Raw genomic sequence first — 21,576 nt, 5'->3', positions numbered from 1 at the left:
GACCTCCGGGAAACGACAACGAGCGCGCTGCAACGCATGCAGCACGAGCACGGGTCAATCCAGGAGGGGGCTTAAATCAGCAGGCTACAGAAGCGCTGCAGGGGAGGCGGATCGGACACGCACACCGGAACATCCCGATACAACTGCGCGTGTACCGGTGGCAACAGAGCCTGCACCAGCGCGAAGGCGGCCAGCGCGGGCTGGTAAGGCACTTGAGGGGCCTTCGCATCGGCCGTGGCGATGTGATCGCGCTGGCAATGCTGGTCGCACAACGCCGGAGCATCGGGATCCGGCGTGGACATCTCTTCGCAACCGACCATCAGGGTCGCTTGTCCAGCTTCCACCGATTCCAGCGGACAGGCGTAAGCCACCAGCGCGAGTTGCTGCAGCAGCAGCGCCCACAGTCCCAGCCATGCCAGTCGGGCACGAGAACGGGGTCGCCGCCATCGCCTCAGCAGCCTCACCATGACAGCTCCCGCACGCCCGAAGCAGCGCCTGCGGACGCTGGGCAGATCAGGGCAGGGGACGTGCGAGCTCTCATGATGGCCAGTCTAGCCCTCTTGGGGCCGACTGTCATTGATCAGGATCAAGCCCTCGCGCGGACTCAGCGGTGGCATCCGCCGCAGCAGGAGGATGCGACGGCCGGGGCGGCCGGCGTACCAGCCTCAGAAGGGAGCACCGCAGCGATCACATAGCCTTGCCGCTGGATAGCCTCAACCGCCTGTTCTACGGCAAGCAGGCCCTCGATCTTGACCACGCCACTGCCCAGATCGACGTCCACCTGGGCGTGGGGGTCAAGGGCCTGAATGGCTTGGGTGACCGTTCGGACACAGTGACCACAGGTCATACCTTCAACAACGAGATTCATGGACAACCCTCCAAAAGCATCGGCGGTTTGCCGACGGCGTGACGATGAGCCTTCCCACGGTGGGAAGGTCAAACGACAGGCAAGTTGAGTGGTAATCCGTCCCGCGTTGTTGACCTTCCCATCATGGGAAGGCTCAGGCTACCTGCTCGTTCCTATTGGCCCTCACTCCATGGACAGAACGCTCACTTATGCGAATTAAGTTATTGATTATATTACATTAATACAGGAATCGCAAGGTCTGTAGTTGCACCGTGCCCTGGCCGGCCACAAACGCGATAAGCTAAGCATTCCTTAGTGCTAGTCATTCTTGATGTCATGACGATGCCATCTGAGCGCACCCGCAATGTGCTGCAGGCGGGCGCGTTCCTCAGGCAGCTAGCGGCCAGCCAAGCCGTGCCTAAAGAGGTGCGGCAAGAGGCATATCGACTGCTGCGGCACTATCCAACCGTCAGCGACATCGAGGCGATTGCTGAGCACGAAGAGCGGCTGCGAGCGCTGACCCAGTCGGCCTTCGTACGACCCTACCTGAGCAGCGAGATCGAGGCGGATTGGTTCTCCGGGTACCCGCTCGGCCCTCATCGCATCTGACCATGAAGCAACCGAGCAGGCCGCGTGGAAGAGGGACTACGTCTGCGGAGACAGCGCTGGAGGCTTCCTTTGAACGGGCCCGCGACAGTGCGGCCGAGGAACGCGCATTCTTCAAGCGACTGATGGATGCGATCGTGTACGTGCATGCGCCCATCTCGGACGACGCGCAGACACTGCGGCTGGTCCAGTTCCGCCATCCTGACGGTTTCGATGCGATCCCTTTCTTTACCTCGCTCGACAAGGCGCAGGCGGCCAGCTCGTCTGCTGTCAGAATTCTGGGAGTTTCAGGCCGTGAGCTGCTAACCGGTACTCGCGGCGCGACGTTGATGCTCAATCCCAACTACGGCGGCGTTGTCCTGTACCCGGAAGAGGTTGCGACATTGTTGGATACGGGCTTTCTGGCCAGGGTGGAACGTCTGGCGCCGGCGGAGTTCGCGGTGAGACCTGCCCAGGCCGCGCCGGCTTGGCTCGCTCCGGCCATCAGCGGCAGCCTTGAGCACGCCGACTTCGTCTCGTCGGCCTATCTCCTGGAAACTCACTCGTCAGGGGGCGTCGAACAGCCTCCCGGTCTGTTGATCTGGCTGGTGGTGGACCTGGCTTTCGCCGAGCGGGCGGCTCGTCTGGTGACCACCGCCATACAGCCCTTATGCTCAGATTTGGACGTCATCATCGACTTGGCGGTCCACGACGTATCGCTGCCTTTGCCGGCGGGCTTGGATGATCCCCAGATCCTGCCCATATTTTTTCACGAGAATCAAGCCAACTTGAGCACAGCTCATCGGCCTATGAGCCCTGAAGATAAGCTACTAGCACTCCTTCCGGGATTGACCGAGGAAGAGAAGGAACGGCGGACCCGCGAGGGTATGGCCGACGTCGACGCTGGACGTACGATCCCGCACGAGGAACTACTGCAATGGATCAGGCGACGGTCAGAGCCTTCTTGAAGGTTTCCGTTGGGTCAGGAGCGTGGAAACTCTTGAATCCAATATTCAAGAAGGGCACGCGTGCCTGAGCAGTACTCCAGGAATGCCTGTGTCACGCGGCTTCTGGTTCAATCAAGCCTAGGTCTGTAATCCACGAACTGCCTGACGTCGAGGGGTGTTTCCTCGTTGAATCATGGTGTTAGAGACGATTCGGCTGTTTTTCTCACGAATCCCTGCCGACCTTCTTGAAAAACTGAACCAGACCTACCCAAACGCTTCCGTAAGGCAGGTGGTGAGAGGGCAGGTTAAGCACATCAGGGATAGCAATCCCAAGGAGATAGAAGCGCTACGACAGGAGGCCAACGATCAACTTCCTACTATCGCCGAGCTAAAGAGGGTCAGTGCGGTTGATCCAGAGTTCCGGATGGAAAACAGCTTCTTTGGGCCCAAGCCAGTCATCACCGCCCGCATCATCAACCGCTCAACACTGCCATTGAGCGAAGCGAGCTGGAATGCGGCGCTGTACATCAATGGCGATGTACAGCCTGTAGCCACGTCGAAGGTGCGCAGCGATTTCCGTTCCATCGAAGGCCTCAAGCCCGAACACCATGTTACGGCTCGATTCACTGTCGGATTCGTCAAGGGCGATAAGGCCTGGACCACCTTGGCGATTCGTCAAGCTACATCCACACGCGTCGAGCTGGAGATGATCCCTGAGACAGCAATGGACTTTACGGACAAAGCCTATCTAAGTGCCGATCTTCAGAAGCGCATTGATTTCCTTGAGAACCAACTCAAGCAAGCGAGCGAGTTCGAAGATGTCTGATGCTACCAAGCCCCGCCGGCGGATCACCCTCCGGCGGGGCTTGGTAGCGGTACCGACGTTCACCCCCGCCAAAGAGGACCATTACACAATGCGCCCGTCCATCCTCGCCTTGGACTTAGAAGGAACGCTGATTTCCAACGCTGTAAGCCAGATCCCGCGCCCGGGCCTCTACGAATTTCTGGAGTCGGCAAAGTCGCTCTTTGAGGGTCTAGTCATCTTCACCACAGTTCCGGAGCCTAGATTTCGCGAGATTGCCGACCTATTGGCTTGCGAAGGAGCGGCCCCGGGTTGGTTTGCCCGCTTGCCATACATAGACTGGACTGGGCCGACGAAGGATCTTGCCAACGTTTCCCAGCCCATCGGCTCTGCATGGCTACTAGATGATTACGCCCCCTATGTACAACCGGGACAGGAACATTGCTGGGTCCCGGTTCAACTGTTTTGTTCTCCTTACCCCGAGGACGACGCGGGACTGGACGATGCCATCGAGGCAATCCGTAAGCGACTGAACGAGTACTAGAGGGCCATCTCTTGGCCAGCGTCCAATGGGCCACAGGCTCGCCGGTCAACCAAGGTCCAGCGCTTCGTTGGAGAACCGTCGATATAGACCTGGGGGGGCGTTTACCGCGATAGAGTCCTGAGCCCCCTCAAACCATCTCATGGACCCGTGGCAGCTGGTCGGTCTACTCAGACTAGAAGCTAAAGCTGCCAACTGCCGCTAGGTTCCAGCCAGTACGCCATGCCCAGCGGCAGGAAAGTCTCCATTGCAACGTCCAGGATCAACGGCTGACGCCAACCCTGACCAGGCAAGAAGCAAAAATCCTTCCGGGCGAGGGTTCCAGCTTGCTCGCGTCCAGCTAACCAGATGCATCTGCGTTTTATCTCGCGATCAAGTGCTCGCCTCGCGGCATGCTCATCCAAACCGCTTTGTATGAACTCCGAGGCAGAATTTCGCATGCTCGCCCACAGCACGTAGCGCTTACGCCCCAAGCTGAGCGCATTCCATTCAGGCGATCCAATCGACTGAAGCCCGTCGCCTAGCTTCGGGTCCAACCGATGCTTCCGCAGAAGGTTTGCCAAGTACGCTCGAGCTTCGGTGGATGCCAGTGAAATTCCGAGATTCCGCCTCGCACTGGGCGTGCACTCAGCCGCCCACTGGGTGAGCGACCGGGTCAATGCCGACTCAAGGTTCAAGTCACTGCGAGACCACGGAGATTTGTAGGACCAAGCCAGGGGCTCATACAGAGATCTTGCGGCAAGCCGAGAACATTCGACTGGTTCGCGATGGAGGACGCGCAGCGTCGCAAGCGTGTCAAGTGCCTGCGAGGCCAACCCCTCAGCAGCTACCGGCGAACTAGCCGTTCTTGAGCGCTCTAGCGCGCACCACGCGCACGCAAGAAAGGGACCTATTGAACGAACGAAATTGTCCAGTTCTGGCCAGGGCGCGATGAGGGTCGGTTGGCTAACGACATAGGCCACACAGCCCTCAAATCGCGATACCAGTTGTCAGGATATCAACCTGCCCACAGACTGTCTATCTGACTTTCCGATATTGACCCTTAGGTGTTCTCTCCAGTTCAACGATATCTGAACATCCGATATCCTAGCCGTGCAGCGAATGAGCGGGGAGCGCCCCGGCGCACGACGCAGAACGTTACCGCATGTTGGGAGAGCCGAAATGATGCGCACCAGCGCTAGCCACCCGTTACTGATTGCAGAGTTGCCTGTTGGAGCCCATGGAGGCGGCATAGGGGTGACATTTGCGCCAGGCAAGTACCAGGAAGTCGCCATGACTGGAGCATGGGCGAGAGACCTAGATGTGGACGTCTCGGCTATTCAGGACTGGGGTGCCACTCACCTAGTCACCTTGCTTGAGCCTTGGGAGCTCAAGGACCTTCGAATCGAGAGCTTACCGGCGATAGTGGCGGGGAAGGGCATCTCTTGGCATGGACTGCCAATCACTGATGGAGCCGCACCAGACGACAGACTCCTCAAAGATTGGCTACAGCTAAGTGCTGAGCTCGTCGCTGACATGCTGAGCGGTCAAAGGATCGTGGTCCACTGCAAGGGGGGGTTGGGACGCGCGGGAACGGTCGCTGCCATGCTTTTGCTGCAGTCTGGCGAGGCCAAGCGGGCATCGGATGCCATCCACATGGTGCGGCATGCCAGGCCAGGCGCAATCGAAACGATTGCTCAAGAGGAGTTCCTAGAGTACTGGGCGCAGAGCCTTCACCCGGGCGGAGCTTGACCACTCAGGTGCGCAGTCAGGAACTCAAGGACGAGTTGCCTGTGGATCCAGAACTCGAGGGCTTCTTAGGTCTGGATCCAGAAATCGACGGCGTCTCCATAGTGGATCTTCGCGAGGGTTCAGGGCACATCAAAAATTCGCTGCCTCGAAAGCTAAGAACCTTGCTGTCGCACGAATCAGGGTCTTGTGCTGGGGCCGGACCAGCGCTATCGCTGACTAAGGCAGGGCAACCTCCAGGGACTGTACTGCGACGGCGCGATCAATAGACATCTGTCAGATGTATCGCCACCACTATCGATCTAATGAATGCTGACTCAGCCGATGCGTGCTGCCTTAGGAGTTACGATCTGACTGCACTCGTGGCCGAGGCGAAACGCCACGACGTACAGGACCGTGGCATCCATCGGCATACCTGAGCCCATCCGAATGACGACCTTACGCTGACCGTGCGACAGTGATACTCCCAGTTCCCGCAGGACCTCAATGCGCTGCTGCAGCCCGTCGTAGATGTCTAGCTTGTCGACTTCTGAATACAGGTCTTGGCAGTCGCGATACTCACGGTAGTAGTCGACCAGTGCAGCAAACTCGCTCGCCGCCTCGCGCGACAGCTCGAAAGCCGGTTCGGACAGATCCATGTCGCACGAAACGATCAGGCTGGCCAGCTCGCGCCCAGCAGCAAGCGGGGACACCGCCAGGGTGATGTAGTCGCGCTCAAACTGCGCTTGCGCCGCCTGCAGTTCCTCGTCTGTCGGCAGCGAGAAAGGCTTGTTGAGTGCATCGATGTCATTGAAATCGAAGGCGCGCGCCAGTGCGCGACGGGTGTCGAAACTGGCCGAGTCACCCTGCTCAACCCGCTGAACTGTTCGCACGTTCAGGCCCGAGATCTCGGCCAATTGTTCTTGCGACCAATGACGCAACTGGCGGAACTGGCGAATGCAGGCGCCAACCTCAGCAGCGGTAAGCAGGCGAGGCGGGGTCTTGGTGGTCATAGAAGATAACTCCGGAGGGGTAGGGAGCCCAGATTAGGAGGGTGCCGAACTTGGAAACATGACAGTCGCCCGACAGGCCCCCGACACAGTTCAACTGCCAGGACTTGCCCCAACGAGAAATCCGGGGCAACTGCTTATGCGCCCGTGATGTTCTCCCCGTGCCCCCAGAGGGGGGCGAGGCCCAACTGCCTAGTCACTCACCACAGACCCCACCCTAGACGCGCAGGCGATCCGGGACAGCTCTATGGCGAGGGCTGATGGGGGGTCAATGGCTCCAACTCTGGCAAAACACCCCCAAATTGATGATGCAGTGCATTCATCCATGCCAGAACTGGTTCGCCTGGCCACAGGTGCGCCAGATTCAGAAGGGTTAGCATGGCAAGCGCATTGCTGTTCATGGCCACCCCCGCCAGAAGCGCGCCCGGGTAGCCATTTAACTGCCTTGCCAAGGGGTGAATCCCGGCATGGAGATAGGAGTTCAAGCCGACATAAAGGCATTGTCTGGCTCTGCCCAACAACTGTGATGCTCCTCGGGGCCCAGAGGACTCAAGCTTTACGAGCATGTCCTGAACGCCAGGGAGCCTCTTTGCCGCTTGCTGACTCTCCAGAGTCAGGGGCGCAAGAAGCTTCTCGATGTCGGTGTCGGTAGCTGCATAACATGCCCAGGTTGCACGCACGAGGGCCTCATACTGGGGCCGGACCAGCGAGATTGCTGACTGGGGCAGAGTAGCGATCAGGGACTGTACTGCCACGGCGTGATCAAGGGACATCTGGCAAAGTGCCGCCACCGCCGTCGATCTTCGGTCACGTCCATGCTCTATCTCCATCCAAGCGGCTCGAATTTCACCCAAGAGCTCTAAGGAGCCCTCCAGCACAGACGCCCGATCCTGGTCAGCCGATTGAGGCACAAGTCATCCTAGAATCGTGATCTGCAGGCAAGAGTAACGGCTCGTCCATCGGGCAAAGCCCTCAGTTGGCCGGCTGGGCTGCAGCATCTGTTAGCCGGTAATCTCTGCATTGCATCATCCGTGCATCAGCAATTTCTGCGTTGCGTCAGTCGCAAGTCAAATTTTTCTGCAATGGACCGTCTTGCACTGAAATTTTATTCCTCAAAAGCTGAAATCTCTGCAATGGCACCCTAAGAATGTCTGCGATGAACAGCGTTCTGGTCCGCGCGCGATTGCTTCCTATATTGCAACCATACGCTCAGCCAGCCAACCGCCGGGATCCATGATCGCGCGAGCGGACGATCCCGGTCGCAAATGGCTGGCTGCCGTCACTCTCGTGGCTTTGAGCGATCAAGGGGAGCAGTCTGGCCCACGTGTCGAACAGAAGCCTTGGATCTTGGTGGATCAGAAGCGAAACCCGCAGCGCATCTTCCATTGCCTTGAGGTAGCCGCGGCGTATCTCAAGTGCGTTCTCGCAAGCATTGGGGCGACCAAGAATATGTGTGATCGCGGAGGCCATAGCAGTCTGGACAGGAGGGGAGGGGAAGGCGATAGTCTGCAAACGTCTAGACGATCCCGCAATGAGCATCCTCAACGTTCTCCTCACTCGTGACCACCTCGTCGTCGCAGCGGATACCCTGGCAGAGGATGCTCTCACAGGGGCGTATTCCGCGGGGGCAAAGCTGCTGCTGATCCCTCAGCACAACGTAGTGCTTGCTGCGCGCGGGTCTACGCAATTCTTCCTGGGGGGCTCGCAGAATTCGGAAAAAATCGTACGCTAAGGTTTTCCGGGCATCCGTAGGGGCCGAAACTTCCCGTCTTCCAGTCTGCGGCTCTGCCGCCAGACGTAATCGCCGGTGAGGTTGATGTGCTCCCAGCCCAGCGGCGACAGGAATTGCAGCAGCTCGCCGTCCACCGGCTTACCGGCCTCGACCAACCCCTGGGTGGCGCGCTCCAGGTACACCGTGTTCCACAGCACGATAGCCGCCGTCACCAGGTTGAGGCCGCTGGCCCGGTAGCGCTGCTGCTCGAAGCTCCGATCCCTGATTTCCCCAAGGCGGTTGAAGAACACCGCCCTGGCCAGCGAGTTGCGCGCCTCACCTTTGTTCAGGCCGGCATGCACGCGGCGGCGCAGCTCAACACTTTGCAGCCAGTCTAGGATGAACAGCGTGCGTTCGATCCGGCCCAGCTCGCGCAGGGCCACGGCCAGGCCGTTCTGGCGCGGATAGCTGCCGAGCTTGCGCAGCATCAGCGAGGCAGTGACGGTGCCCTGTTTGATCGAGCTGGCCAGGCGCAGGATGTCGTCCCAATGGGCGCGGACGTGCTTGATGTTCAGGGTGCCGCCGATCAGCGGCCGCAGCGTCGGGTAGGTCTGCACGCCCTGCGGCACGTACAGCTTGGTTTCGCCGAGGTCGCGGATGCGCGGCGCGAAACGGAAGCCCAGCAGGTGCATCAGGGCGAAGACGTGATCGGTGAAGCCGGCCGTGTCGGTGTAGTGCTCCTCGATCCGCAGGTCGGACTCGTGGTACAGCAGGCCGTCGAGCACATAGGTGGAATCGCGCACGCCGACATTCACCACGCGGGTGCTGAACGGCGCGTACTGGTCGGAGATATGGGTGTAGAACAGCCGTCCCGGCTCACTGCCGTACTTCGGGTTGACGTGTCTGGTGCTCTCGCCCCGGCCGCCAGCCCGGAAACGCTGGCCATCGGAGGATGAGGTGGTGCCGTCGCCCCAGTGGGCGGCGAAGGCATGCTGGTACTGGTGGTTGACCAGCTCGGCCAGGGCCGCCGAATAGGTCTCGTCGCGGATGTGCCAGGCTTGCAGCCAGGACAGCTTGGCGTAGGTCAGACCGGGGCTCGACTCGGCCATCTTGGTCAGCCCGAGGTTGATCGCATCACCGAGGATCGCGGACAGCAGCAACGTCCGGTCTTTGGCCTCGGCCCCGTCCTTCAGGTGGGTGAAGTGGCGGCTGAAGCCCGTCCAGTCGTCCACGTCCATCAGCAGTTCGGTGATCTTGATGCGCGGCAGTAACTGACTGGTCTGGTCGATCAGCGCCTGCGCCCGATCCGGCACCGCCGCATCCAGCGGGGTGATCTTCAACCCGGACTCGGTGAGGATGGCATCGGGCAGCTCGTTGTCCTTGGCCAGGCGGGCGACAGTGGCCAACTGCTCGTCCAGCAGCTGCAAGCGCTCTTCCAGATACTGGTCGCTGTTCGGGTTGATCGCCAGCGGCAGGGCCTGTTCCCGCTTGAGCGCGGCGAACTTCTCGGCCGGCAGCAGGTAGTCGTCGAAGTCGCGGAACTGCCGCGAGCCCTTGACCCAGATGTCGCCGGAGCGCAGGGCGTTCTTCAGCTCGGACAGGGCGCAGATTTCGTAGAAGCGCCGGTCGAGGCCTTCCGGGGTGATCACCAGTGGCTTCCAGCGCGGCTTGATGAAGGCGGTGGGAGCATCGGCCGGCACCTTGCGCAGGTTGTCGGCGTTCATCTCGCGCAGCGTCTGCACGGCTGCCAGCACGCCCTGCGCGGCCGGGGCGGCGCGCAGCTCCAATACCTCCAGCAGAGCCGGCGTGTAGCGGCGCAGGGTGGCGAAGTTCTCGCCGACCAGGTGCAGGTGGTCGAAGCCCTCCGGCCGGGCCAGCAGCTCGGCTTCGCTGACGCTCTCGGTGAACTCGTCCCAGGGGATCACCGCCTCGATGGCGGCATAGGGGTCGCTGCCGGCTTCCTTGGCCTCCAGCAGCGCCTGGCCGATCTTGGAGTACAGGCGCACCTTGTCGTTGATCGCCTTGCCCTGCTTCTGGAACTGCTGCTGATGCTTGTGCTTCGCGCCGCTGAACAGCTTGACTAGGATGCGGTCGTGCAGATCCACCAGCTCATCAATCACGGTTGCAGTGCTCTCCAGCACCACGGCGGCCAGGGTCGCATAGCGCCGCTGCGGCTCGAACTTGCCGAGGTCTTTGGGCGTCATCTGCCCACCCTCGCGGGCCAGCTTGAGCAGGCGGTTCTGGTGGATGTGCCGGCCCAGGACTTCGGGCAAGTCCACCAGCTGAAATGTCTTCAGCCGCTCGATGTGCTCAAGCATGTGCCGAGAGTTGGGTTTCAGCGGTGCCTGGCGCAGCCAGGTCAACCAGGTGATGCTGCTGCCGGCCTTGAGCTTCAACAGCTCGTCCAGCTTGGCCCGATGCGAGTCCGTGAGCGGTTCAACCAGGGCGCGGTAGACCCGCCGATTGGCCCGTGCAATGGCCTCCGAGCAAGCCCGGTCGATCACGCTCAACGCCGGCAGGATGCGTCGCTTCTGCCGCAGGCTCTCCAGCGCCTGGCCGGCCAGCAGCAAGCCCTTGTCGGTCTGCTGGGCCAGTTCGGTCAGCTCGCGCACCAGGGCGCGGAAGTCGGACAGGCCGAACGGGGCCAGTTGAAGGTAGGTGCGCAGTTCCTGGGCGTGCTCGCGACGGGTCACATCGCGCTCGCCGTACTTCGTCCAACTCGCCGGATCGGTCTGGACTTGCTTGGCCACCCACAGGATGACCGGTTCGGGCAGCTCGCTGTCAGTGCCCAACGCATAGCCGGGGTAGCGCAGCAGGCAGAGTTGCACGGCGAAGCCGAGGCGGTTGGCGTCGCCGCGCCGCTGACGGATCAGCGACAGGTCGGAGTAGTTGAAGGTGTAGTAGCGGATCAGGTCATCCTGGCTTTCTGGCAACGCGAGCAGGGTGCCCCGCTCCGTGGCCGAGAGGATCAAGCGACGCGGCATGTGTCAGTCGTCCGTGCGGAGGTACTGGTAGAGGGTTTCCCGGCTGATGTTGAACTCGCGGGCAAGCTGCGCCTTGGGCTCGCCGGCCGTCGCTCGCTGCCGCAGGGTAGCAGCCTGCTCATCGGACAGGGCTTTCTTGCGGCCCCGGTACGCGCCACGCTGCTTGGCCAAGGTGATGCCCTCACGCTGCCGCTCGCGGATCAGGGCGCGCTCGAACTCAGCGAAGGCCCCCATCACCGACAGCATCAGGTTGGCCATCGGCGAGTCCTCGCCAGTGAACACCAGGCCCTCCTTCAGGAACTCGATGCGCACGCCGCGTTGAGTCAGCTTCTGTACCAAGCGACGCAGGTCATCGAGGTTGCGGGCCAGCCGGTCCATGCTGTGCACCACCACTGTATCGCCTTCGCGGACGAAGCTCAGCAGCGCTTCGAGCTGGGGGCGCTGGGTGTCCTTGCCCGATGCCTTGTCGGTGAACACCTTGCTCACCTGTGTCTGTTCCAGCTGGCGTTCCGGGTTCTGGTCGAAGCTGCTGACCCGGACGTAGCCGATGCGGTGCCCCTGCACGATGTCTCCTTGGTTGAAGGCGGCTTAAGTGCTCCTTCTGTTCCGTTGTGCCTCAAACCCCGTTTCTGTCAGGCTGAAATCTATGACCTTCGCAGGCATGTGTCAAAAAATGCGAAAGATGACTCTATTCTGACTAAGCGGCGCGGCCCTGCCTGACATCCAGTTAGGGTATGCCTCAATCTGACGGTAGCGAGTCGCAGGCGTTCGGATCGGCATCGGTTTCGTTCCCTGTCTTGGCACGCGCTTCGAAGCGTTGATAACACTCCAACCCGCAGAAGTGCTCGACGTATTCCGCGCCTTCCGGGGTGAAGGCGGCATCGAGCGGGATTTCCTTGCAGCACACGCAGCAACTGGTGGTGGTCGAGTCACTTGCATTCATGGTGGCACCCCTCCATTGACTGACGAAGACGGCGAATGCCGCCGCCGGCATTGGCTTCGCGAACAGGAAGCCTTGTCCTGTGTCGCAGTCCGCTTGTCGCAATAGATCAAGACTCGCCGATGTTTCCACGCCTTCAGCCACCACATCCATGCCCAGCCCGTGCGCAAGCTGAATCACGGTGTGCACGATGGTTTGGTCGCGGCGGTCGTTGGCGAGCCCGGCGACAAACGATTGGTCGATCTTGAGCGTGCTGATTGGGCAGCACTTCAGATGTTGCAGACAGGAATACCCCGTCCCGAAGTCATCGGCGGCGAAGCGCACACCGATCTGCCGCAAGGCGTCCAGGGCGGGGAAGATCGCCGGATCACCAAACGCGACCGATTCGGTCAGCTCGATTTCGAGATACTCGGCGGGCAACTCGGCATCAGCCAGCACGCCCTTTACCCACCCGTCGAAGTCCGGTCCCACTTGGCTCGCCGAAACATTGACGGCCAGCCGGAACGGTCGCCATGCCAGCATTCGCCAGTCACGCATCTGGCGGCAGGCTTCGCCCAGCACCCAAGCGCCGATTTCAGGCATCAGGCCGGACGATTCGACCACGGGCAGGAACTGGCCCGGTGGCAATAGTCCAAGCGTCGGATGACGCCAGCGCAACAGGGCTTCCGCGCCGACAATCCCACCACTGCGCAGATCGACGACGGGCTGGTAGTGCAGTTCAAGCTGCCCGCGCTCGACCGCTTGGGCCAGTTCCGGCGTCGTCCATCCATCCGGCCGGAAAGCGCTCATTCTCTTTCCCTGAATGCCCGCAACGCCCGCGACAGGGACAGAAGGAACAGGCCGGTCAAACCGAGCGCCGCGATGACCCAATGCTCGCCGAGGAAAGCACCGGCGGTTGTGCCGGCCAGCACGACAGCGAGGATGGGCAGGTGGCAGGGGCAAGTCAGCACAGCCAGTCCGCCCCACAGGTAGCCGGTGATCGGTTTGTGCGTCTCGGACGGCAAGCGCTCGGGGTTGTTCATGGCAGACTCTCCGCGTGCTGTGCCGGCTCGGTCGGCAGGGTGGCCAACTGCACTTCCAGATCGGCCAACGCTTCGCGCCGACGCTCGACGAACTGACGCAGCAGGGCAAGCTGCGCGGCCGCTTCGTCGCCGTCCGCCGCATCCAGCGCCCGGCACAGCCGCGCCAGCGCGTCGAGGCCGATGCCCGCCTCGAAGGCCGCCCGCACGAAGCACAGCCGTTGCAAGGCGGCGTCATCGAACAAGCCGTAGCCGCCTGGTGTGCACGCCACCGGGCGCAGCAATCCGCGCAGCAGGTAGTCGCGCACGATATGCACGCTCACCCCGGCATCAAGAGCCAGCCGGGACACCGTGTAGGCGTTCATTGAACACCTCCTTTTTCTCACCCGGCGCAGCAGGAAAGCTGCTTCACATCCTTGTTGAAGGTCTGCGCCGCGAGCTTCAACCCCTCGACCATCGTCAGGTAGGGGAACAACTGGTCGGCCAGTTCCTGCACCGTCATGCGGTTGCGAATGGCCAGAGCCGCCGTCTGGATCAGTTCACCCGCTTCCGGCGCGACCGCCTGTACGCCGATCAGCCGATGGCTGCCTTCCTCGATAACCAACTTGATGAAGCCGCGTGTGTCGAAGTTGGCGAGCGCACGCGGCACGTTGTCCAAGGTCAAGGTGCGGCTGTCGGTCTCGATCCCGTCGTGGTGGGCTTCCGCCTCGCTGTAGCCCACGGTCGCCACTTGCGGATCGGTGAACACCACGGCCGGCATTGCGGTCAGGTCGAGCGCCGCATCGCCGCCGGTCATGTTGATCGCGGCACGGGTGCCGGCCGCTGCCGCCACATAGACGAACTGCGGCTGGTCGGTGCAGTCGCCGGCCGCGTAGATGTTCGGGTTGCTCGTGCGCATGCCTTGGTCGATGACGATGGCACCTTGCGCATTGACAGTGACCCCCGCTGCGTCCAGCGCGAGGCTGCGCGTGTTCGGTGTCCGACCGGTGGCAACCAGCAGTTTGTCGGCGCGCAATTCACCGTGCGTGGTGGTCAGCACGAATTCACCGTCCATATGGGCGACCTGGCTGGCTTGCGTGTGCTCCAGCACCTCGATGCCCTCGGCACGGAAAGCGGCTGTCACCGCCTCGCCGATGGCCGGGTCTTCACGGAAGAACAAGGTATTGCGCGCCAGGACCGTGACCTTGCTGCCCAGCCGGGCAAAGGCCTGCGCCAGCTCCAGCGCCACCACCGACGAGCCGATTACGGCAAGGCGTTCGGGAATGGTGTCGCTCGCCAGGGCCTCGGTGGAAGTCCAGTAGGGTGACTCTTTCAAGCCCGGAATCGGCGGGACCGCCGGGCTGGCACCCGTGGCGACCAGGCAGCGGTCGAACATCACGACGCGCTCGCCACCCTCGTTCAAACGGACGGTAAGGCTCTGGTCGTCCTTGAAGCGCGCCTCACCGTGCACAACGGTGATGGCCGGATTACCGCCCAGGATGCCTTCGTACTTGGCGTGCCGCAGTTCGTCGACGCGGGCCTGCTGCTGGGCCAGCAGCTTACTGCGGTCAATCGTAGGCACAGTTGCCGCAATACCGCCATCGAACGGGCTTTCCCGGCGCAGATGGGTGATGTGGGCGGCGCGGATCATGATCTTGGACGGCACACAGCCGACATTGACGCAGGTGCCGCCGATGGTGCCGCGCTCGATCAGCGTGACCTGCGCGCCTTGCTCGACGGCCTTCAGCGCCGCCGCCATCGCGGCTCCACCGCTGCCAATGACCGCTACCTGCACCGGGGGCTCGTTGCCACTGTGCTTTTCGGCGGCGGCCATCCATCCCCGCACCTTGTCGAGCAGTCCGACGCGGTTGTCCGCCAGTGGCGCATCGGCTAGCGTTGCCTTGTAGCCCAGTCCGGCCACGGCGGCAGTCAGCGCGTCCGGCGATGTGCCCGGCACGATGGCGAGTTGCGCTGTGCCCTTCGGATAGGACACCAGCGCCGACTGCACGCCTGGCACTTTTTCCAGCGCTTCCTTGACGTGCGCCGCGCACGAGTCGCAAGTCATGCCGGTGATTTTTAGATGGGTCATGCAACAGATCCTTTATCGTTTGTGGCGCCAGACAATGACGTCCGTTGTGCTGCGGTGCCGTTTTCAGTGACTCACTGCTTGACGCTGGACGGATAGCCCGCGTCTGCGGTTGCCTTGGTCAGCTTCTGCACGCTGGTCTTGGCATCGTCGAAGGTGACGACCGCTTGGCGTGTCTCGAAAGTCACGTCAACTTTGCTGACGCCTTCGACCTTGGAAATCGCCTTCTTGACAGTGATCGGGCAGGCGGAGCAGGTCATGCCCGGTACGGACAGCGTGACGGTCTGGGTGGCGGCCCAGACGGGGGCAACAACGGCGGCGAGGGCGAGGGAGGCAAACAGTTTCTTCATGGTGAACTCCGATCAGTAGAAAAATGGCATGACGTAGGGAAATCCGAGCGCGACCAGAACCAGCGCGGCCACGATCCAGAAAATGAGCTTGTAAGTAGCTCGCACTTGGGGAATCGCGCAGACCTCACCCGGTTTGCAGGCCGCTGCCTGCCGGTAGATGCGCCGCCAGGCGAAGAACAACGCCACCAGCGCCACGCCGATAAAGATGGGGCGATAGGGTTCCAACACCGCCAAGTTGCCGATCCAAGCGCCGCTGAACCCCAAGGCGATCAGAACCAACGGCCCGAGGCAGCAAGCCGAGGCGAGGATGGCGGCAAGCCCTCCAGTGAAGAGCGCGCCGCGCCCGGTTTTTGGTTCAGACATGCGCTTGTCCTTTCGAATTGAAATTGGATAGCGTAACCTTACTTCCGTACTCATGTACGGAGTCAAGCGATATGGAAAACAATTTGGAGAACCTGACCATTGGCGTTTTCGCCAAGGCGGCCGGGGTCAATGTGGAGACCATCCGTTTCTATCAGCGCAAGGGCTTGTTGCTGGAGCCTGACAAGCCCTATGGCAGCATCCGCCGCTATGGCGAGGCGAATGTAACGCGGGTGCGCTTCGTGAAATCAGCCCAGCGGCTGGGCTTCAGCCTGGATGAGATCGCCGAGCTGCTGCGGCTGGAGGATGGCACCCATTGCGAGGAAGCCAGCAGTCTGGCCGAGCACAAGCTCAAGGACGTGCGCGAGAAAATGGCTGACCTGGCGCGCATGGAGGCCGTGCTGTCTGAGTTGGTGCGCGCCTGCCATGCGCGAAGGGGGAACGTTTCCTGCCCGCTGATCGCGTCACTACAGGGTGGAGCAAGCTTGGCAGGTTCGGCTATGCCTTAGCGTGCTTTATTTTCCGTTTTCTGAGACGACCCCTTAGAAAGCCTAGTCAAAGAGCTGTCACGAGAACACCGTTAGCTTAGCGTACGATTTTTTCCGAATTCTGCGGTTCCCCCTTCCTCCGCATCTACGAGCTTGCACTGCAGGCCAGCTTCCGCGCAGATTTCACAATAGAACAGCTATCTGCCGAGCTAGGGCTGGTGGTGGACCAACTCTGGCCGAACTTTGAGAAAGCGGTTAGCGAAGCGGGATTGCCGATCGAGCAACTCGGGACCGAGTTGGTGCTTGGTGGATGGTCGTTGAAGAACGGCCGGATGATGGCCACGGCGTATGCGAAGAGTGACAGCCGGCGCCCTTGCGTTGTCCAGCCGATCGGGGGGCAGATGGCGTCGCCGGGCGAACCGCTCCAGGCCGCGACCCCTAGCATGGCCCAGGTGGATCTGCTGGCCCATGCGCGTCTCCAGGTCAGCTACCTCAATGGGCAATTGGGCCGGAAAGTAGCAGGAGGTCGACTGCTAGTTGGGTTTCTGCAGAAGGGGCAAGCCCTGCTCAAGGATCTAGGAGAGATCTAGGTCGCGGGAGTCAAATACGCTAGGGGCTGAAATCGAAGTTCAGGTCTGGCCCTAAGGCAGAAGGCCAAAGCAGACCAAGGTCGTCCGTGGATTTGGGATGTTTATCGAGGGCAGGGTGGATGTCCGCTTCTGGCCGGAAGCGGACATTGGGCGGCGACCGGCCCGGTGATGGCATCCGCCTTCGACCCAAAGCGGGCATCGTTCTCGACACACCTGAGTTGATCCGTACTCCAAAGCCTGTTTCCGCTACCCCTTGTAGTGCTCGACGTAGAGCCCCAAAGCTGCCAACGACGCATACACGGCGGACCCAGCGTTGGTCGCGTACAAGGCAAAGGGAACCGGAGGATCGCAGGGAACTGTTGCGATGAACCACGGAGCTGAGCTCGTCAAGCTCGTCCTAGGTGATGTGAGGAATCCTAGCTCCCTACGCATACCTAGCGCCTCGCGGACGTACGCCTTGTTCCAGCCGCCAGTCTTGCACGAGACCCCAAGAAGTAACTCCGTAAATGCGGGATAGCGACGGGTCTTAATCGGACGATATACACCGACGTCAATCTCGTGACGGTCAGCCGCTTTGACCACCGTCGTGCCTTTCCAGCTATGGCTTAGTGTGGTGACCTGCACTGAAATCCTAATCTCGAGCTTCTCAGTAGACGTAGATCCACTGATGTAATCGTGATCCGGATGGTTTGCTTTGCATGGAGATCCTCCAAACGTCAGGACGCCTGCCATCTTGGGGGTACACGTGAGCTTGTAGCCCGCACTATCGATGATTCGCAGAAGCCTAAGCAGCACCCGAAGTTCGTAAGCCTTTCCTTGCGCGTAGGGAGACCCGCTCGCCTTAGCACGCGAAATGGCTGCTTTCACAGCGTTGAGGATTGCTAACTTACTGATCGTCACAGTCGCGGTCCTCGTGGCGCGTGTTCCTCGCGAGGGTCGTCCGGTGGCAGATATCGAGCGATATAGGCCTCAAGATCTGCCTGCTCGTGATCCGTCAAACGCTGGGGTGATACAGTTGGTAGATGTGACCGGATTGAGCGAACTCGGCGACCTTCTGGTGTCTCAACAGTGTAATGAACGTCCTCCAGTCCGGTGAGACCTTGGACCAGCTTCCCGATCTCACCCAAGGTTTGCGAGAGGGCGTCTTGGGTCGTCACAGGTCTAAAATCGAGAACCGCCGCAAGTGCGGCTGCAGCTTGTGCATTCGTGTCGTCCTCGTAATCAGACATCGCCTGAACAATCGCGGAGCGAAGCGATCTAACAATTTGTGGATCAAGCTCAGACGCAAGGGCTAGCGCCTTCCCTATCTCCCTAATTACCTCTTCACCACCTTGATCTTCTGCCATTCACAACTCCACAGCTGTAGACATTAACGGGCCGCGCGGGATGAACCGCCCGGATTCTCTAAATTCAATTGCCGAAGGTTGCCGTTGGCAATGTTCCTTAAGAGTAAGGCACAGTGCGGTTTGGTTCCATAAGCGGATCGCGCTGGCTGTATCCCGAAGTGTGCGATGACGCCGAAGCTGGATAGTGTCGCTGAATTGGACCATCAGGCACTTAGGTCTGAGCCCTGATACAGATTGATGATATGACTCCAAGTCGCGTACGGGCTGCGAAGAGCACCGGCTACTTTGGTCCGCTTCTGACCGAAAGCGGACATTCGTTTAACCAAGGGTGAAGGAAACTTTTAGGGCCAGGATGGACTTCAACTCTCTCGTTCGCTCGCTTCTATCCGATGCGAAGATGCGCCGTAACAAGCCTCTGCGAGACTAGTGCGCGAGCCAGGTCGCTGACATTGCTCCATGGCCTATGACGTGCCCCGCACCCGCTGGTCAAATGGAACCGCCCTCGGCACCATGGGCACGACCATCTAAGGAGTTCTTCATGCTCTACCAAGATAAGTACGTCGCCTTCATCGACATGCTCGGGTTCTCCGCACTTGTCCAAGAGTCGGCAGCCGACATGAGCAAGCTTGATGAAATAGCAGAGGCCATCGACAGACTAAAGAACACAGCGTGCTGCAACCCAGCAACAGGACTTTTGTTCACTTACTTCAGCGACTGCATCGTCATATCAAGCAGCCGCTCTCCTGCTGGCCTTGCCGACATCCTGAGCTGCATCAGAATGTTGGCCGAGAACCTGCTAGTGGTTGATATATTGATACGTGGAGGGCTCACAGTTGGAAGCATTCATCATGATTCTCAGATGATCTTCGGACCGGCGATGCTGGACGCCTATCGCATGGAATGTAAGGAAGCACGCAATCCCATGGTGCTCGTGAGCGAAGAGGTGCGATCGGATGCTCGCGCTGCGGGGTTAAGCAACCTGTTGACGTGGGATGACGAAGAGCCAGACCGCCACTATGTCCACTATCTGATCTCGTACAGCGCTTATGACTCTAATCCAAGGGCGGGCGTCGTGATTCTCGATAGCCAGGCCGCTCTCATCCGGCATTTCATCGCCAAGAGGCTGCTAGGCGCTCCGGGTAAGATCCTGGATAAAGCCGAGTGGATGGAACGATATTGGAACGAGAAGGTGGCGACAGGTGGAATTCTCGGACGTGTTGACAGGGTCGCAGACCTTGTTAGGCCCAATGCGCGACCATTTCGCAGCAGACTCGCCGTTCTAGCACCGCAACCGGGCGCCACTAGTGTGGACTAGCGAATCAGGCAAGCAGCTGCCGATTCCTTGCAAAGATTCAATTCAATTGGCCATACGGAAGCACGTGCAATCCCTGATGGCAGTCGGGACCACCATCTCCCCATTGCCAGCCGCGTCTGAACCAGCGCCCGGAACGCTTCAGCGGAAGGGGCTGGTCCCTTCCGCTGGTGCCTGCCCTGGTTGCACCGGCTATGCGCGGCCACCACGTTCCCGGACACGTCTCTGCCCCCGTCCTGTTGGGCCACCAGGTGCTCGGCGGTGCATTGAAAGGCTCGGGCCTTACTGGCCTTCAGCCCGAGCTCTGAGGGTGCAGTGAGCCACATCGGCAGGCCGCAATAGAAGCAACGGCCCGATTGGGCGTAGAAGGCAGAAGTGCGAAGGGATCTGCGGCGTTTGGCGGTCATGGATGGCTCCGGAATCGAAGGATTCCCGTGCCCCCATTGGGTGGACCTCGGGCACCCGGAGCCTATTGGCTATGCGGGCACAACACCGGCGCTTTATAGCGACTGGCTAAGGCGTTATAGCTCAGCGCTTGAGCCGCTACAAGGCCCAGATGCCGACCAGAACGGGAGGGAGTCACCGACGCCCAGTTAAGGTCAAAGCTTGGTCAGGGGGCGAGCGACGCGCTTGAGCAGGTGGAGCGGGGCGTGGCGCGTCACCCAGGGAAGTCGCGGTGTTGTAGTCCTGCTCAACCCGCTGAACTGTTCGCACGTTCAGGCCCGAGATCTCGTCTAATTGTTCTTGCGACCAATGTCGCGACTGGCGGAACTGGGAAGTGCAGGCGACAAGCTCTGACCGATCAGGTGCGCAGTTGGGAACTCAAGGGCGAGCTGGATGTGGAGCCAGAAATCGAGGGCGTCTTAGGTGCGGATCCAGGAATCAAGGGCATCTTTGGGGGAGATCTGGAAATCGCGGGCGTCCTTGTGGGGAAATACGGGCGGACAGCTGTGGGATCTGGGGCGTTTCCGTTGTGGCAGTCAGTGCGGGTCAGGGTGGCGATGATGCCGCCACCGTTGACCCGCTTTTTGTTTGCCCGTTGGGGCAAGAACTGCCAGCGGTTGCAGCCGCTGGTTCACGCAATGCCGCACTGGAGGCGGCCCGCCAATGAAATCACAGAACCCAGCTTTTCGCAATCTTGGTAGGTATGTTTAGTGTTGCATCAGTAACGGACTAAATTTAAAAGCGTTTTTGCCGATATAGCACATTAATCTGTTGCGCCTTTTGCATCGAGCCTTGTGTTGCGCGACTCAGGCTCCTAAGCGCAACAGGCCAACTCGTGGTCCGCAACACCCAGAACAGTCGCTGCAAGGCTTCTGACTAGTGGCCAGTCCCCCTCGCCGCTTGTCCCCTCTTTGAGCTTCAAAGCTTGCGGCTTCATGGGTCAACGCATTTTTTTATCGGTGGGGCTGAAAGAGGTCGCCATTACCGTCTCCATGAACCAGCTCGACGTGGAGACCTTGCCTCCCGACAATGATCGAAAGCTGCGGTCGCTTGTCTTTTCTCCCCGTAGCCAGTCGGCGCCATTCCGAGCGGTCCAATCCGGACGGGGTCGGGTAGTCCTCCGGGTGGGTGTGCCATTCGCCCAGATATCGTACCGTGCCACGTGAGGCGCGCCAGCGATCAAGGGCAAGCTTGGCATGACCGAATGGGGAGCGGTGAAAAAAGGTGCGCAGCCTGAGGTCCCAGATAGTTGGGGCTGTGGCCTGTTCAATGATCAGATGCTCGCCATGAACTGTCCCAAGAAGTAGCCCGCCTGACTCGGGAGCTTGATCGCCGTCTTGCACGTAGCGGGCAAACACATCCAAAGTGGCCGGCGAGAGATGAATGAGCTCGCCCAAGCCCGCCAGGTCATCGCCGACTGGCGACGCGACTACAACCAGGTGCGACCACACAGCAGCTGCGGTCGAATCCCGCCTGCCCAGTTCGCTGCCAACCACCGAGCACAACAAGCCGACAACGCAGTAACCTT

General features: G+C 60.6%; 24 protein-coding genes and 2 pseudogenes. 10 read left to right on the top strand and 16 right to left on the bottom strand.

The genetic code is table 11. The features are described from left to right. Window positions 1-71: 71 nt before the first annotated feature. Window positions 72-467: a hypothetical protein gene (locus AC5P5V_RS14055; protein ID WP_005413404.1), complete on the bottom strand. Its 396-nt coding sequence runs from the start codon at window positions 465-467 to the stop codon at window positions 72-74. Between the two features lie 137 nt (window positions 468-604). After that, window positions 605-847 (bottom strand): heavy-metal-associated domain-containing protein, encoded by a 243-nt coding sequence (locus AC5P5V_RS14050; RefSeq protein ID WP_224482004.1) that lies wholly within the window; start codon window positions 845-847, stop codon window positions 605-607. A 315-nt stretch (window positions 848-1,162) separates the two neighbouring features. Here AC5P5V_RS14050 and AC5P5V_RS14045 point away from each other — a divergent pair, with 315 nt between their 5' ends. The 5 genes from AC5P5V_RS14045 (at window position 1,163) to AC5P5V_RS14025 (ending at window position 5,453) form a co-directional block, all read left to right on the top strand. After that, window positions 1,163-1,456, top strand: a complete 294-nt coding sequence (locus AC5P5V_RS14045; protein WP_223224794.1) for a BPSL0761 family protein — start codon at window positions 1,163-1,165, stop codon at window positions 1,454-1,456. A 2-nt stretch (window positions 1,457-1,458) separates the two neighbouring features. After that, window positions 1,459-2,400, top strand: coding sequence for an SseB family protein (locus AC5P5V_RS14040; RefSeq protein ID WP_049401588.1), 942 nt, complete (start codon window positions 1,459-1,461; stop codon window positions 2,398-2,400). Window positions 2,401-2,575: 175 nt separating this feature from the next. Next, a complete protein-coding gene (locus AC5P5V_RS14035; protein WP_136191796.1) occupies window positions 2,576-3,205 on the top strand; it encodes a hypothetical protein in 630 nt (209 codons plus the stop codon). 88 nt (window positions 3,206-3,293) lie between these two features. Then, a complete protein-coding gene (locus AC5P5V_RS14030) occupies window positions 3,294-3,725 on the top strand; it encodes an NIF family HAD-type phosphatase (RefSeq protein ID WP_031269101.1) in 432 nt (143 codons plus the stop codon). 1,098 nt (window positions 3,726-4,823) lie between these two features. After that, a complete protein-coding gene (locus AC5P5V_RS14025) occupies window positions 4,824-5,453 on the top strand; it encodes a cyclin-dependent kinase inhibitor 3 family protein (RefSeq protein WP_306341171.1) in 630 nt (209 codons plus the stop codon). A 314-nt stretch (window positions 5,454-5,767) separates the two neighbouring features. Here the strand turns inward: AC5P5V_RS14025 and AC5P5V_RS14020 are convergent, their stop codons facing one another. The 3 genes from AC5P5V_RS14020 to AC5P5V_RS14010 form a co-directional block, all read right to left on the bottom strand. After that, on the bottom strand, window positions 5,768-6,442 hold the full coding sequence (locus tag AC5P5V_RS14020; RefSeq protein WP_005413401.1) for a helix-turn-helix domain-containing protein: 675 nt from the start codon (window positions 6,440-6,442) through the stop codon (window positions 5,768-5,770). Between the two features lie 242 nt (window positions 6,443-6,684). Beyond that, window positions 6,685-7,212 (bottom strand): DUF6988 family protein, encoded by a 528-nt coding sequence (locus tag AC5P5V_RS14015; RefSeq protein WP_395760189.1) that lies wholly within the window; start codon window positions 7,210-7,212, stop codon window positions 6,685-6,687. Between the two features lie 436 nt (window positions 7,213-7,648). Beyond that, a complete protein-coding gene (locus AC5P5V_RS14010; protein WP_495215914.1) occupies window positions 7,649-7,909 on the bottom strand; it encodes a hypothetical protein in 261 nt (86 codons plus the stop codon). A 61-nt stretch (window positions 7,910-7,970) separates the two neighbouring features. On the opposite strand from AC5P5V_RS14010, the gene AC5P5V_RS14005 reads away from it, so the two are divergent. After that, a complete protein-coding gene (locus tag AC5P5V_RS14005) occupies window positions 7,971-8,171 on the top strand; it encodes a hypothetical protein (RefSeq protein WP_032966765.1) in 201 nt (66 codons plus the stop codon). Here the strand turns inward: AC5P5V_RS14005 and AC5P5V_RS14000 are convergent. The 8 genes from AC5P5V_RS14000 to merT all read right to left on the bottom strand — a co-directional run bounded on the left by AC5P5V_RS14000 (window position 8,168) and on the right by merT (window position 15,871). Further along, window positions 8,168-11,134, bottom strand: coding sequence for a Tn3-like element TnAs1 family transposase (locus AC5P5V_RS14000; protein ID WP_134967683.1), 2,967 nt, complete (start codon window positions 11,132-11,134; stop codon window positions 8,168-8,170). The genes AC5P5V_RS14005 and AC5P5V_RS14000 overlap by 4 nt on opposite strands. Window positions 11,135-11,137: 3 nt before the next feature. After that, entirely contained in the window at window positions 11,138-11,698 is a 561-nt protein-coding gene (locus tag AC5P5V_RS13995; protein WP_010921730.1) for a recombinase family protein, read from the bottom strand. Between the two features lie 175 nt (window positions 11,699-11,873). Beyond that, complete coding sequence (locus AC5P5V_RS13990) at window positions 11,874-12,863, bottom strand: DUF3330 domain-containing protein (protein ID WP_003132006.1); 990 nt, start codon at window positions 12,861-12,863, stop codon at window positions 11,874-11,876. Continuing rightward, complete coding sequence (merE, locus tag AC5P5V_RS13985) at window positions 12,860-13,096, bottom strand: broad-spectrum mercury transporter MerE (protein ID WP_003132004.1); 237 nt, start codon at window positions 13,094-13,096, stop codon at window positions 12,860-12,862. The genes AC5P5V_RS13990 and merE overlap by 4 nt, the downstream gene beginning before the upstream one ends. Next, a complete protein-coding gene (gene merD, locus AC5P5V_RS13980; RefSeq protein WP_000995360.1) occupies window positions 13,093-13,458 on the bottom strand; it encodes a mercury resistance co-regulator MerD in 366 nt (121 codons plus the stop codon). Before merD ends, merE begins: the two co-directional genes overlap by 4 nt. Window positions 13,459-13,475: 17 nt before the next feature. After that, complete coding sequence (merA, locus tag AC5P5V_RS13975) at window positions 13,476-15,161, bottom strand: mercury(II) reductase (protein ID WP_235643245.1); 1,686 nt, start codon at window positions 15,159-15,161, stop codon at window positions 13,476-13,478. Window positions 15,162-15,232: 71 nt separating this feature from the next. Next, entirely contained in the window at window positions 15,233-15,508 is a 276-nt protein-coding gene (gene merP / locus AC5P5V_RS13970; RefSeq protein ID WP_003131987.1) for a mercury resistance system periplasmic binding protein MerP, read from the bottom strand. Window positions 15,509-15,520: 12 nt separating this feature from the next. After that, window positions 15,521-15,871 carry a mercuric ion transporter MerT gene (gene merT, locus AC5P5V_RS13965; protein WP_003131974.1) on the bottom strand — a complete coding sequence of 117 codons (351 nt, stop codon included), beginning with the start codon at window positions 15,869-15,871 and terminating at the stop codon, window positions 15,521-15,523. A 71-nt stretch (window positions 15,872-15,942) separates the two neighbouring features. Between merT and merR the strand changes: the two genes are divergently transcribed. From merR to AC5P5V_RS13950, 3 genes are all read left to right on the top strand, one after another. Beyond that, window positions 15,943-16,377 (top strand): mercury resistance transcriptional regulator MerR, encoded by a 435-nt coding sequence (merR, locus tag AC5P5V_RS13960; protein WP_005413387.1) that lies wholly within the window; start codon window positions 15,943-15,945, stop codon window positions 16,375-16,377. A 197-nt stretch (window positions 16,378-16,574) separates the two neighbouring features. Continuing rightward, window positions 16,575-16,946 (top strand): hypothetical protein, encoded by a 372-nt coding sequence (locus AC5P5V_RS13955; RefSeq protein WP_021201824.1) that lies wholly within the window; start codon window positions 16,575-16,577, stop codon window positions 16,944-16,946. Between the two features lie 1,884 nt (window positions 16,947-18,830). Continuing rightward, a complete protein-coding gene (locus AC5P5V_RS13950) occupies window positions 18,831-19,607 on the top strand; it encodes a hypothetical protein (RefSeq protein WP_032966761.1) in 777 nt (258 codons plus the stop codon). Here the strand turns inward: AC5P5V_RS13950 and AC5P5V_RS13945 are convergent. From AC5P5V_RS13945 to AC5P5V_RS13935, 3 genes and pseudogenes are all read right to left on the bottom strand, one after another. Beyond that, the gene (locus AC5P5V_RS13945) at window positions 19,604-19,930 is read right to left on the bottom strand and encodes an HNH endonuclease (protein WP_323162603.1); all 327 of its coding nucleotides are present in this window, start codon (window positions 19,928-19,930) and stop codon (window positions 19,604-19,606) included. The genes AC5P5V_RS13950 and AC5P5V_RS13945 overlap by 4 nt on opposite strands. A 253-nt stretch (window positions 19,931-20,183) precedes the next feature. Then, a pseudogene (locus AC5P5V_RS13940) lies at window positions 20,184-20,366 on the bottom strand (hypothetical protein); the annotation flags it as partial. 635 nt (window positions 20,367-21,001) lie between these two features. Then, window positions 21,002-21,391 (bottom strand): Mov34/MPN/PAD-1 family protein, encoded by a 390-nt coding sequence (locus AC5P5V_RS13935; protein WP_229298564.1) that lies wholly within the window; start codon window positions 21,389-21,391, stop codon window positions 21,002-21,004. A gap of 45 nt (window positions 21,392-21,436) precedes the next feature. Here AC5P5V_RS13935 and AC5P5V_RS13930 point away from each other — a divergent pair. Beyond that, window positions 21,437-21,576 (top strand): annotated as a pseudogene (locus AC5P5V_RS13930) (integrase core domain-containing protein); the annotation flags it as partial.

The organism is Stenotrophomonas sp. YJH_SMC_130, assembly GCF_059369035.1.
This window is presented reverse-complemented; position numbering and strand designations above follow the sequence as displayed.

Coding starts and splice junctions, on each gene's coding strand:
- merT (WP_003131974.1), bottom strand. CDS start 15,871: ATGTCTGAACCAAAAACCGGGCGCGGCGCGCTCTTCACTGGAGGGCTT.
- AC5P5V_RS13945 (WP_323162603.1), bottom strand. CDS start 19,930: ATGTGGCTCACTGCACCCTCAGAGCTCGGGCTGAAGGCCAGTAAGGCC.
- merR (WP_005413387.1), top strand. CDS start 15,943: ATGGAAAACAATTTGGAGAACCTGACCATTGGCGTTTTCGCCAAGGCG.
- AC5P5V_RS14055 (WP_005413404.1), bottom strand. CDS start 467: ATGGTGAGGCTGCTGAGGCGATGGCGGCGACCCCGTTCTCGTGCCCGA.
- merP (WP_003131987.1), bottom strand. CDS start 15,508: ATGAAGAAACTGTTTGCCTCCCTCGCCCTCGCCGCCGTTGTTGCCCCC.
- merD (WP_000995360.1), bottom strand. CDS start 13,458: ATGAACGCCTACACGGTGTCCCGGCTGGCTCTTGATGCCGGGGTGAGC.
- AC5P5V_RS14050 (WP_224482004.1), bottom strand. CDS start 847: ATGACCTGTGGTCACTGTGTCCGAACGGTCACCCAAGCCATTCAGGCC.
- AC5P5V_RS14000 (WP_134967683.1), bottom strand. CDS start 11,134: ATGCCGCGTCGCTTGATCCTCTCGGCCACGGAGCGGGGCACCCTGCTC.
- AC5P5V_RS14010 (WP_495215914.1), bottom strand. CDS start 7,909: ATGGCCTCCGCGATCACACATATTCTTGGTCGCCCCAATGCTTGCGAG.
- AC5P5V_RS14040 (WP_049401588.1), top strand. CDS start 1,459: ATGAAGCAACCGAGCAGGCCGCGTGGAAGAGGGACTACGTCTGCGGAG.
- AC5P5V_RS13990 (WP_003132006.1), bottom strand. CDS start 12,863: ATGAGCGCTTTCCGGCCGGATGGATGGACGACGCCGGAACTGGCCCAA.
- AC5P5V_RS14020 (WP_005413401.1), bottom strand. CDS start 6,442: ATGACCACCAAGACCCCGCCTCGCCTGCTTACCGCTGCTGAGGTTGGC.
- merA (WP_235643245.1), bottom strand. CDS start 15,161: ATGACCCATCTAAAAATCACCGGCATGACTTGCGACTCGTGCGCGGCG.
- AC5P5V_RS14030 (WP_031269101.1), top strand. CDS start 3,294: ATGCGCCCGTCCATCCTCGCCTTGGACTTAGAAGGAACGCTGATTTCC.
- AC5P5V_RS14025 (WP_306341171.1), top strand. CDS start 4,824: ATGAGCGGGGAGCGCCCCGGCGCACGACGCAGAACGTTACCGCATGTT.
- AC5P5V_RS14015 (WP_395760189.1), bottom strand. CDS start 7,212: ATGTCCCTTGATCACGCCGTGGCAGTACAGTCCCTGATCGCTACTCTG.
- merE (WP_003132004.1), bottom strand. CDS start 13,096: ATGAACAACCCCGAGCGCTTGCCGTCCGAGACGCACAAACCGATCACC.
- AC5P5V_RS13950 (WP_032966761.1), top strand. CDS start 18,831: ATGCTCTACCAAGATAAGTACGTCGCCTTCATCGACATGCTCGGGTTC.
- AC5P5V_RS14005 (WP_032966765.1), top strand. CDS start 7,971: ATGAGCATCCTCAACGTTCTCCTCACTCGTGACCACCTCGTCGTCGCA.